Source organism: Afipia sp. GW822-FHT03D08, assembly GCF_058801645.1.
In genome coordinates, this window is the sequence record NZ_JBXANK010000003.1 from 447,385 (window position 1) to 456,327 (window position 8,943).

General features: G+C 60.8%; 14 protein-coding genes. 7 read left to right on the plus strand and 7 right to left on the minus strand.

Going from position 1 to position 8,943, the window contains the following annotated elements; genetic code table 11:
* Positions 1–124 precede the first annotated feature (124 nt).
* From AC1RM7_RS21340 to AC1RM7_RS21365, 6 genes are all read left to right on the plus strand, one after another.
* A complete protein-coding gene (locus tag AC1RM7_RS21340; protein WP_024919540.1) occupies positions 125–322 on the plus strand; it encodes a twin transmembrane helix small protein in 198 nt (65 codons plus the stop codon).
* 46 nt (positions 323–368) lie between these two features.
* A complete protein-coding gene (locus AC1RM7_RS21345; RefSeq protein WP_024919539.1) occupies positions 369–941 on the plus strand; it encodes a cob(I)yrinic acid a,c-diamide adenosyltransferase in 573 nt (190 codons plus the stop codon).
* 132 nt (positions 942–1,073) lie between these two features.
* A complete protein-coding gene (locus tag AC1RM7_RS21350; RefSeq protein WP_006018793.1) occupies positions 1,074–1,820 on the plus strand; it encodes an electron transfer flavoprotein subunit beta/FixA family protein in 747 nt (248 codons plus the stop codon).
* A complete protein-coding gene (locus AC1RM7_RS21355) occupies positions 1,820–2,749 on the plus strand; it encodes an electron transfer flavoprotein subunit alpha/FixB family protein (RefSeq protein WP_006018794.1) in 930 nt (309 codons plus the stop codon). The genes AC1RM7_RS21350 and AC1RM7_RS21355 overlap by 1 nt, the downstream gene beginning before the upstream one ends.
* Positions 2,750–2,905: 156 nt before the next feature.
* On the plus strand, positions 2,906–3,784 hold the full coding sequence (locus AC1RM7_RS21360) for a 3-hydroxybutyryl-CoA dehydrogenase (protein WP_006018795.1): 879 nt from the start codon (positions 2,906–2,908) through the stop codon (positions 3,782–3,784).
* 79 nt (positions 3,785–3,863) lie between these two features.
* The gene (locus AC1RM7_RS21365; RefSeq protein WP_006018796.1) at positions 3,864–4,043 is read left to right on the plus strand and encodes a YjfB family protein; all 180 of its coding nucleotides are present in this window, start codon (positions 3,864–3,866) and stop codon (positions 4,041–4,043) included.
* Here the strand turns inward: AC1RM7_RS21365 and AC1RM7_RS21370 are convergent, their stop codons facing one another.
* From AC1RM7_RS21370 to tlpA, 7 genes are all read right to left on the minus strand, one after another.
* Positions 4,044–4,421 carry a VOC family protein gene (locus AC1RM7_RS21370; protein ID WP_024919538.1) on the minus strand — a complete coding sequence of 126 codons (378 nt, stop codon included), beginning with the start codon at positions 4,419–4,421 and terminating at the stop codon, positions 4,044–4,046. It abuts the gene before it with no gap.
* A 13-nt stretch (positions 4,422–4,434) separates the two neighbouring features.
* Complete coding sequence (locus tag AC1RM7_RS21375) at positions 4,435–4,977, minus strand: VOC family protein (RefSeq protein ID WP_204367748.1); 543 nt, start codon at positions 4,975–4,977, stop codon at positions 4,435–4,437.
* Positions 4,961–5,404, minus strand: a complete 444-nt coding sequence (locus AC1RM7_RS21380) for a VOC family protein (RefSeq protein WP_006018799.1) — start codon at positions 5,402–5,404, stop codon at positions 4,961–4,963. Before AC1RM7_RS21380 ends, AC1RM7_RS21375 begins: the two co-directional genes overlap by 17 nt.
* Positions 5,405–5,492: 88 nt before the next feature.
* The gene (locus AC1RM7_RS21385) at positions 5,493–5,852 is read right to left on the minus strand and encodes a DUF1428 domain-containing protein (protein WP_006018801.1); all 360 of its coding nucleotides are present in this window, start codon (positions 5,850–5,852) and stop codon (positions 5,493–5,495) included.
* A 65-nt stretch (positions 5,853–5,917) separates the two neighbouring features.
* Complete coding sequence (locus AC1RM7_RS21390; protein ID WP_244434430.1) at positions 5,918–6,265, minus strand: SRPBCC family protein; 348 nt, start codon at positions 6,263–6,265, stop codon at positions 5,918–5,920.
* A complete protein-coding gene (locus AC1RM7_RS21395) occupies positions 6,232–6,681 on the minus strand; it encodes an ArsR/SmtB family transcription factor (protein WP_024919537.1) in 450 nt (149 codons plus the stop codon). Before AC1RM7_RS21395 ends, AC1RM7_RS21390 begins: the two co-directional genes overlap by 34 nt.
* Before the next feature lie 63 nt (positions 6,682–6,744).
* Positions 6,745–7,419, minus strand: a complete 675-nt coding sequence (gene tlpA, locus AC1RM7_RS21400; RefSeq protein ID WP_034459894.1) for a thiol:disulfide interchange protein TlpA — start codon at positions 7,417–7,419, stop codon at positions 6,745–6,747.
* Between the two features lie 69 nt (positions 7,420–7,488).
* Between tlpA and argH the strand changes: the two genes are divergently transcribed.
* Complete coding sequence (gene argH / locus AC1RM7_RS21405; protein WP_024919535.1) at positions 7,489–8,886, plus strand: argininosuccinate lyase; 1,398 nt, start codon at positions 7,489–7,491, stop codon at positions 8,884–8,886.
* Positions 8,887–8,943: the final 57 nt, after the last annotated feature.

Consider the following 8,943-nt stretch of genomic DNA (forward strand, 5'->3'; position numbering starts at 1 on the left):
CTGATTCATTGCCCCCAAGATGTAACGCGCCGGGCACTTAAAGTCATGTCCGGTTGAGGAAGTTCTCTCCAGCACTTTCAGGCAGGCGATGGCGCGAGGCCATCGGGAGTGTTATGTACCTCTCATGACAACGTTCCTCTCGAATATAGCTCTCCCCATTGCATTGGCCGCGGTCACGATTGTGCTGCTGCTCGGCCTGTTCAACATGATGCGCGGCGGCTCGCCCAACACCTCGCAACGATTGATGCGGCTGCGCGTGCTTTTTCAGTTTATCGCCATCGTCATCGCCATGCTGGCCGTCTGGGCGCTCGGCAAGAGCTGATCGACGGAGGTGGACGGGACTTCAACAGTTACAATGGATCGACGCGATGGTCATTCTGAACCGGATTTACACGCGCACCGGCGATGACGGGACGACAGCGCTCGGCAGCGGCGAGCGCCGCCCGAAATACGATCTTCGCGTCAGCGCCTATGGAACTGTCGATGAAACCAACGCCGTGATCGGCGTGGCCCGTCTTCATCTGGCGCAGGCCCCGGTCATCGATGCCATGCTCGGACGGGTGCAGAACGACCTGTTCGATCTCGGCGCCGATCTGGCCGTTCCGCAGCGGGAGGGCAAGGCCGAGCGGCTGCGCGTGCTGGCCACGCAGGTCGAGCGTCTGGAGCATGACATCGACGCGCTCAATGCCGATCTGGCGCCGCTGAACTCATTTATTTTGCCTGGCGGAACACCCGCCGCCGCTCAGCTGCATCTGGCCCGCACCGTCTGCCGCCGGGCGGAACGCATGGTGGTGGAACTGGCATCCCAGCCCAACGAGCCGGTGAGCGATGCAGCCGTGCAGTATCTGAACCGGCTGTCCGATTTCCTGTTCGTGGCAGGCCGCGCGGTCAATGATAACGGGGCTCGCGACGTGCTTTGGGTGCCGGGCCAAAACCGTTAAGCGGAGATATTAGGTATACCTTCCTTGTTTTCCAATTTTCGCGCGTTGACCCGGATTGGCGGGACCATTAGGTTCCGCCGCCAACCGCTTTAGAGTGGATGTGATCAACCATTTCAGGACGAAAGGGAACCGATGAAGGTTCTGGTGCCGGTTAAGCGCGTCGTTGACTACAACGTCAAAATTCGCGTCAAGAGCGACGGGACGGGTGTCGAACTCGCCAACGTCAAGATGTCGATGAATCCGTTCGACGAAATCGCCGTCGAGGAAGCCCTGCGCCTGAAAGAGGCCGGCAAGGCGACTGAGGTCGTGGTGGTGTCGATCGGACCTGCGCAGGCGTCGGAGACAATCCGCACCGGCCTTGCCATGGGCGCCGACCGCGGCATCCTCGTGAAGACCGACAGCAACGTCGAGCCGCTTAACGTCGCCAAGATTCTCAAGGCCGTCGCGGACGAAGAAAAGCCTGGCCTGATCATTCTCGGCAAGCAGGCGATTGACGACGACAGCAACCAGACCGGCCAGATGCTGGCAGCATTGCTCGGCTGGGCGCAGGCAACCTTCGCATCGAAGCTCGAAGTCGACGGATCGGACTTCAAGGTCACGCGCGAAGTCGATGGCGGCCTTCAGACCGTCAAGGTCAAGGGTCCGGCGATCGTCACCACCGACCTGCGTCTCAACGAGCCGCGCTATGCGAGCCTTCCCAACATCATGAAGGCGAAGAAGAAGCCGATCGACGAGAAGGCTGCCGACAGTTTCGGTGTTGATCTGTCGCCGCGTCTCGAAGTTCTCAAGACAACCGAACCTCCGGGCCGCAAGGCGGGCGTCAAGGTCAAGGACGTCGCTGAGCTGGTGTCGAAACTCAAGGAAGCGGGGGCGCTCTGATGGCCACGTTGCTGATTGCTGAACACGATAACGCATCGATCAAGGACGCCACCAACAAGGCGCTGACCGCTGCCGCTGCTCTTGGCGGCGACGTGGACGTGCTGGTGGCAGGCGAAGGCGCCAAGGGCGCGGCTGAAGCTGCTGCGAAGCTCAAGGGCGTCCGCAAGGTGCTGCTGGCCGACAACGCCGCCTATGCGCACGATCTGGCCGAGCCGCTGGCTGCGCTGATTGTCTCGCTTGCAGGTCCGTACGACGCCATCGTTGCGCCGGCGACCACCCGCTACAAGAACACGCTGCCGCGTGTTGCGGCCCTCCTCGACGTGGCGCAGATCTCCGAGATCATCAAGGTGGTGTCGCCCGACACGTTCGAGCGGCCGATCTATGCCGGCAACGCGATCCAGACCGTGAAGTCGAAGGACGCCAAGAAGGTCATCACCGTCCGCACCTCGACCTTCGGTGCGACTGGCGACGGCGGCAGCGCATCGATCGACAACGCGGCGGCCGCGGCCGATCCGGCCCTGTCGAGCTTTGTCGGCGAGGAAGTCGCCAAGAGCGATCGTCCGGAACTGACCTCGGCGAAGATCATCGTCTCCGGCGGCCGCGCCATGCAGAGCCGCGAGAACTTCACCAAGTACATCGAGCCGCTGGCGGACAAGCTCGGCGCCGGCGTCGGTGCTTCGCGCGCCGCGGTGGACGCAGGCTATGCCCCGAACGACTGGCAGGTCGGCCAGACCGGCAAGGTGGTCGCGCCTGAACTGTACATCGCCATCGGTATTTCCGGAGCGATCCAGCATCTGGCTGGCATGAAGGACTCCAAGGTGATCGTCGCGATCAACAAGGACGAAGACGCGCCGATCTTCCAGGTCGCGGATTTCGGTCTGGTCGCCGATCTCTATCAGGCGGTTCCTGAACTCACTGCCGCCCTTTAAGATCGACATCCGGGCGCACGATGCGCCCGGAACCTGCTATGTTGGGCGCTCGGGAGGGAATTCCGAAACCCCGACAGGTGTTTGACGTAATATTAAAGGGGATGCGGCAAGGTCATTGCCGCATCCAGCGATAGCGAGCACAGAGACCGGAAGCGAATGGCAGCGATCAAGACGGTTGGTGTGATTGGATCGGGGCAGATGGGCAACGGCATTGCGCATGTTGCCGCGCTCGCTGGCTTTAACGTGGTCCTCTACGATGTGTCCGCCGATCGCCTGAAGTCAGCGATGGCCACCATCAACGGCAATCTGACTCGTCAGGTCGCCAAGAAGACCATCACCGAAGACGCGCACAAGAAGGCGCTCACCAGGATCACCTCGTCCGACAGCCTTGACGGGCTGGCTGCCTGCGATCTCGTGATCGAGACCGCGGTCGAGAAGGAAGAGATCAAGCGCAAGATTTTCCACGATCTGTGCGCCGTGCTGAAGCCCGAGGCGATCATCGCGTCGAATACGTCGTCGATCTCGATTACCCGGCTTGCGGCCACGACGGACCGGCCCGAGAAATTCATCGGCATCCATTTCATGAACCCGGTTCCGGTGATGGAGCTGGCTGAACTGATCCGCGGCATCGCCACCGACGATGCGACGTTCGACGCCGCGCGCGAATTCGTCACCGCGATGGGCAAGCAGATTGCCGTCTCGGAAGACTTCCCGGCCTTCATCGTCAACCGCATCCTGCTGCCGATGATCAACGAGGCGATCTACACGCTGTACGAAGGCGTCGGAAACGTCGAAGCCATCGATGCGGCGATGAAACTCGGCGCGCATCATCCGATGGGCCCGCTGGAACTGGCCGACTTCATCGGCCTCGATACCTGTCTGTCCATCATGCAGGTGCTGCACGAAGGACTGGCGGATTCGAAGTATCGCCCGTGCCCGCTGCTGGTGAAATATGTCGAAGCCGGATGGCTTGGCCGCAAATCGCAGCGCGGCTTCTACGACTATCGCGGCGACAAGCCCGTCCCGACGCGCTAATCCGCCGCGCTTCCCCAGCCAGCTTTTATTAACCGTCTCCATCTAGGTTCACGCACGTGAGTCGGGAGAGTGCGTTTCCATGGACGTGATGAGTATCGTTAGCAGCATGATGGCCATGCAGGCTGCCAACACCCAGCAGCAGATCGCGACCAGCGTCATGAAGCAGAACATCGATTCGGAGAAATCGGTGCTGCAACTGCTCCAGCCCGCCGCGAACAATCCGCCCGGCGTCGGCGGCAATCTCGATATTTCGGTCTGATCAATCGGCCGGCGTAATCCACCCGATGCCCGCGCCGCCAGGCTCGGTCAGGATGGCAATGCGGCCCACATGCGGCACGTCGAAGATCGGCCGCATCAATTGCGCGCCTGCCGCCATCGCCACCTTCACCCGCGCATCGACGTCATCGACAGCCAGATAGGACATCCAGCCTTCCGGGACGCCTTCGAAGGCGGGCCTGTTGGTCGGAAAAATTCCAGCGGCCATTTCGCCGTCGGCATAGGCCACCCAGTAGGTCGCGCCATCCTCCATCGGCATGCCCTCGAAGGTCCAGCCGATGGTTTTCTGATAGAACTGCTTGGCGCGTTCCGGGTCCGGCGTCATCAATTCGTTCCAGTGGAAATGGCCGTGGGACGTCATGGTGATTCCCTCGTTACATCATGCCATTGGCATCGAGCACGGACAGGATATTGCCGGCCGGATCCTTGAACCATGCGATGGTCGGACCGCCGTTGCCGCGGGAAATGCCCTTCGCGTCGGTTTTGAATTCCGGCTCGTTGTAGATTTCGAAGCGCACGCCGCGCTTTCCCAGCTCGTCGACGGCCTTGTCGACATCGTCGACCGGAAAGTTGAGAACGGTGAAGGTTGCGGGTGTGTGATTGGCTTTCGGATAGATCAGCACATTGGCGCCGCCGCCAAGATGCAGGTTCAGTATTCCGTGGTCCTCGGACACTTCGAGTCCCAGCATGCCGCTGTAGAATTCCCTGGCTTTCCCGATATCGTTGGCCGAGAAGCCGCTGAATGCATGGCTTGCTTTCAACATGGCTGCGCTCCTTTGCATCACGATGGTTTCGGCTTGCGCCCATGCGGCATGGAACGCGCGGGTGTAGAGATTGGTTGCGGCTTGCGAGGGAATGGCGAAACCGCCATTCCCTGCACAGGAGGCACGCTGGAGAGTGTCAGGCCGCCTGGTCATAGGCTTGTTTCAAGGTCTTGATGTCGAGCTTGACCATCTTCATCATGGCTTCCATCACCTTCTGTGATTGCGAAGGCGTGCCGCTTTTCATCATCTCGCCAAGAGCGGTCGGAACGATCTGCCACGACAGGCCGAATTTGTCCTTGAGCCAACCGCATCTCGATTCCTCGCCGCCGTCGGCAGTTAGTTTGTTCCAGAAGTAGTCCACCTCTTCCTGGCTCTCGACACTGACAAAGAAGGAGACGGCCTCGTTGAATTTGAATTGCGGGCCGCCATTGAGAGCGTTGAACCTCTGTCCTTCGAGTTCAAACGTCGCCATGAAATCATTGACGGTTTCGACTTTGGCATTGGGAAACACCGATTTGTAGAAGGCGACAGCCTCGGGGACGTTGTTATCGAACCAGAGGAACGGCGTGATCGAAGTCATTGGGATGTCCTTGGTTGAACTGGGCACGGACTCTCTTGTTGAGAGGAATCACGAGCGCCCAGCGGTTTCAGAACCGTGATGAGTGGCTCTACGCAGTGACGATGGTGTCGAACCCGCCGAAGAACATGCGCTTGGCATCGAAAGGCATCTTCTTCGGGTCCATCATTTTCGCGAGGCGCGGATCCTTCATCACCTTGGCCATCACGGCGTCGCGATGCTTGCGCGACCTGTAGGTGATCCATGAGAAGACCACGGTCTCGCCGGTCTTCAGTTTCACGCTCTGCGGAAACGACGTCAGCTTGCCGGGTTTGACGTCTTCGGCGACGCATTCGCGGTAATCGAGCGCGCCATGATCGAGCCAGACCTTGCAGGCCAGCTTCGCCAGAGCTTTGTAGGCTTTCAGATTCTTCTTCGGTACCGGCAAAACAAATCCGTCGACATACTGCATTTCAAACTCCGTTGGTGGTTTCCAGGTTAAGCCGGTGGCGGTCGCCGCCGGCGCCGTTGTGCATTTCAGGCGAAAAACTTCTCGAGCTTGTCGAGCGTTCCGGTCCAGCCGCGCTTGTGGCCGTCGCGGGCAGCTTCATCGAAGAACTTGTCGTGGGTGAGCGTGAGCAGTGTCACGTCGCCTTCCTCGCGCAGCACCACGGTCACCTGCGAGACGCGCTCCGGTGTCGAATGCCACGCCCAACTGAAGACCAGCCGCTGATACGGCGTCACTTCGAGATATTTGCCGCCGACCTGATGCGACTGACCGTCATCGGTGCTGAAATTGATCTTGAAGTGGCCGCCGACACGGACATCCATGTCGGCTTTGACGCTGTCGCCTATGGTGTGTCCGGGTCCGAACCACTGGACGATTTTCGTGGGGTCCGTCCACGCTTCGAAGACTTTGGAGGCTGGGGCTTTGAGCCGTCGGGCGAGGGTGAGGCTGGGCTGGGTGAGCATAGGTCCTTCTCCACAAAAGCGGCGAGACGATCGAGTTGCGCGGTCCAGAATCGCTGGTAGCGGCTGAGCCATTCCATTGCCTGCTCCATCGGGGCCGCTGTCAGGCGGCACGTGACTGTGCGGCCTGTCTTGCTCCTGGTGATCAGCCCGGCGTCCGACAGCACATCGAGATGCTTCATGACCGCGGGCAGCGACATCGCGAACGGTTTCGCGAGTTCGCTGATCGTGACGCTCTCGCGCCCCTCCAATTCCGCCAGCAGCGCGCGCCGCGTCGGATCGGCGACGGCGGCAAAGACGCGATTCAGGCGATCAGCAGAATAGTAAACCATATGGTTAAGTATAGGGGCGCGCGCGATGCCGTCAAGTGGCTGTCGTCAGATGGAACTGCGGCGTTATTTCGCGGTCGCGGCCTTGATGAGTTTCATCGCGTCGTCGCTCGCCCATTCGGCGGGGCCTGCAATGGTGGCGATCTCGCATCCCGCACCATCGACCAACACCGAGGTCGGCATTCCAAGTGCACGCCCGGCGCTCTTCAACTCCTGAAACACCTTTGCCTTCTGGTCATGGAAATAGGCCAGCTTGGTGAGGTTACCTTCTTTCAGGAAGTTCTTCGGCTTCTCAGGGTCGCGAGTGTCGATATTGATCGCGACCACCTCGAAGTCCTTGCCGCCGAGCGTCTCCTGCAGCTTGTCGAGCGCCGGCATTTCCTTGCGGCATGGCACGCACCAGGTCGCCCACAGATTGATGAGGACGGTGCGGCCTCTCCACTCCGACAGCTTTCTCGTCTTGCCCTCGGAATCCTCGAAAGCGAGATCGGGCAACTGAAGCGGCGCCGTGGCCATGGTTAATGCCGCGACCTCGCCTTTGGCAAAAGGCGCGATTTTCCTGGCCAGATCGACCGCGGGCGCACATTGGGCCTGCGCATGCGCATTGCGCATTAACCCACCGATCCCGTATACCCCACCCATTCCCGCTGCGGCCGCTATAATGACGGAAACGAGGGTCATCCGGATGCGATAAGCATTCGCGCGGGGCAATTTGGGCGTCGATGGATCGATGTCGGGCATGAGGTCTCGTCTGACGGAAGCTTCGGTTGATGGTTGGATTTCTGAGCAGGAACGCGTGAGTACCAGAATATGAGCAACAAGATGTGGGGCGGCCGCTTCGGTGAAAGTCCCGACGCGATCATGGAGGAGATCAACGTCTCGATCGACGTTGATCAGCACCTTTACGCCCAGGATATCGCCGCGTCCAAGGCTCACGCAGCCATGCTCGCCGCTCAAGGCATCATTACGGCCAACGATGCAAAAAACATCACCGGCGGTCTAGACACGATTTTGTCAGAAATCGGCAAGGGCTCGTTCTCGTTCAAGCGCGCGCTCGAAGACATTCACATGAATGTCGAAAGCCGTCTCGGCGAACTGATCGGACCGGCCGCAGGCCGCCTGCATACCGCACGTTCGCGCAACGATCAGGTTGCGACCGATTTCCGGCTCTACGTCCGCGACGTCATCGACGACATCGACAGGGCGCTCGCCGCGTTTCAGCGCGCGCTGGTGGATCGTGCCATCGAGCATGCCGACACCGTGATGCCGGGCTTCACCCATTTGCAGACCGCGCAGCCTGTGACCTTCGGTCATCATCTGCTCGCTTACACGGAGATGGCGTCGCGCGACCGCGGACGTTTCGCGGACGCCCGCAAGCGGCTGAACGAAAGTCCGCTCGGCGCTGCTGCGTTGGCGGGGACATCGTTTCCGATCGATCGCCACGCGACCGCCAGCGCGCTCGGATTCGACCGCCCGATGGCGAATTCGCTCGACGCGGTCTCCGACCGGGATTTCGTGCTGGAGGCGCTGTCGGCGTCGGCGATCGCGGCGGTTCACCTGTCCCGCTTCGCCGAGGAGATCGTGATCTGGACATCGCCGCTGGTCGGGCTGGTGTCGCTGTCGGACAAGTTCACCACCGGCTCCTCGATCATGCCGCAAAAGAGAAATCCGGATGCCGCCGAACTGGTGCGCGCCAAGACCGGCCGCGTCATCGGTTCGCTGACGGCGCTGCTGATCGTGATGAAGGGGCTGCCGCTCGCCTATCAAAAGGACATGCAGGAAGACAAGCAGGGCGCGATGGAAGCGTTCGCCGCGCTCTCGCTTGCGATCCGCGCCATGACCGGCATGACGCTCGATCTGGTGCCGGAAGAAGCGCGCATGAAGGTCGCGGCCGGCGAAGGTTATGCGACGGCGACCGATCTCGCCGACTGGCTGGTACGCACGCTGAAAATGCCGTTCCGCGACGCCCATCACGTGACCGGCCGCATCGTGGCGAAGGCGTCGGAGCAGGGACTGGCGCTGCACAAGGTACCGCTTGCGGAGATGCAGGGGGTCGAGCCCAGGATCACGGCGTCGGTCTTCGATGTTCTGTCCGTGCAGGCTTCGGTGGAAAGCCGCACCAGCTATGGCGGGACCGCGCCGGACAACGTGCGCAAGCAGGCCAAGGAGTGGCTCAAACGGCTTGAAAAAGAGCAAAATTCGGGCTGACCCCGGATATTTTCGTTCAATCCGGGCCTCGCCAGAACGGCACCTTCTTTGTATGGT

Excerpts from the sequence above, each read along its gene's own strand:
- AC1RM7_RS21355 (WP_006018794.1), top strand. The coding sequence starts at position 1,820 with ATGGCCACGTTGCTGATTGCTGAACACGATAACGCATCGATCAAGGAC.
- AC1RM7_RS21350 (WP_006018793.1), top strand. The coding sequence starts at position 1,074 with ATGAAGGTTCTGGTGCCGGTTAAGCGCGTCGTTGACTACAACGTCAAA.
- AC1RM7_RS21370 (WP_024919538.1), bottom strand. The coding sequence starts at position 4,421 with ATGACGTCCCACGGCCATTTCCACTGGAACGAATTGATGACGCCGGAC.
- tlpA (WP_034459894.1), bottom strand. The coding sequence starts at position 7,419 with ATGCCCGACATCGATCCATCGACGCCCAAATTGCCCCGCGCGAATGCT.
- AC1RM7_RS21365 (WP_006018796.1), top strand. The coding sequence starts at position 3,864 with ATGGACGTGATGAGTATCGTTAGCAGCATGATGGCCATGCAGGCTGCC.
- AC1RM7_RS21375 (WP_204367748.1), bottom strand. The coding sequence starts at position 4,977 with ATGACCAGGCGGCCTGACACTCTCCAGCGTGCCTCCTGTGCAGGGAAT.
- AC1RM7_RS21395 (WP_024919537.1), bottom strand. The coding sequence starts at position 6,681 with ATGGTTTACTATTCTGCTGATCGCCTGAATCGCGTCTTTGCCGCCGTC.
- AC1RM7_RS21360 (WP_006018795.1), top strand. The coding sequence starts at position 2,906 with ATGGCAGCGATCAAGACGGTTGGTGTGATTGGATCGGGGCAGATGGGC.
- argH (WP_024919535.1), top strand. The coding sequence starts at position 7,489 with ATGAGCAACAAGATGTGGGGCGGCCGCTTCGGTGAAAGTCCCGACGCG.
- AC1RM7_RS21380 (WP_006018799.1), bottom strand. The coding sequence starts at position 5,404 with ATGACTTCGATCACGCCGTTCCTCTGGTTCGATAACAACGTCCCCGAG.
- AC1RM7_RS21345 (WP_024919539.1), top strand. The coding sequence starts at position 369 with ATGGTCATTCTGAACCGGATTTACACGCGCACCGGCGATGACGGGACG.
- AC1RM7_RS21340 (WP_024919540.1), top strand. The coding sequence starts at position 125 with ATGACAACGTTCCTCTCGAATATAGCTCTCCCCATTGCATTGGCCGCG.
- AC1RM7_RS21385 (WP_006018801.1), bottom strand. The coding sequence starts at position 5,852 with ATGCAGTATGTCGACGGATTTGTTTTGCCGGTACCGAAGAAGAATCTG.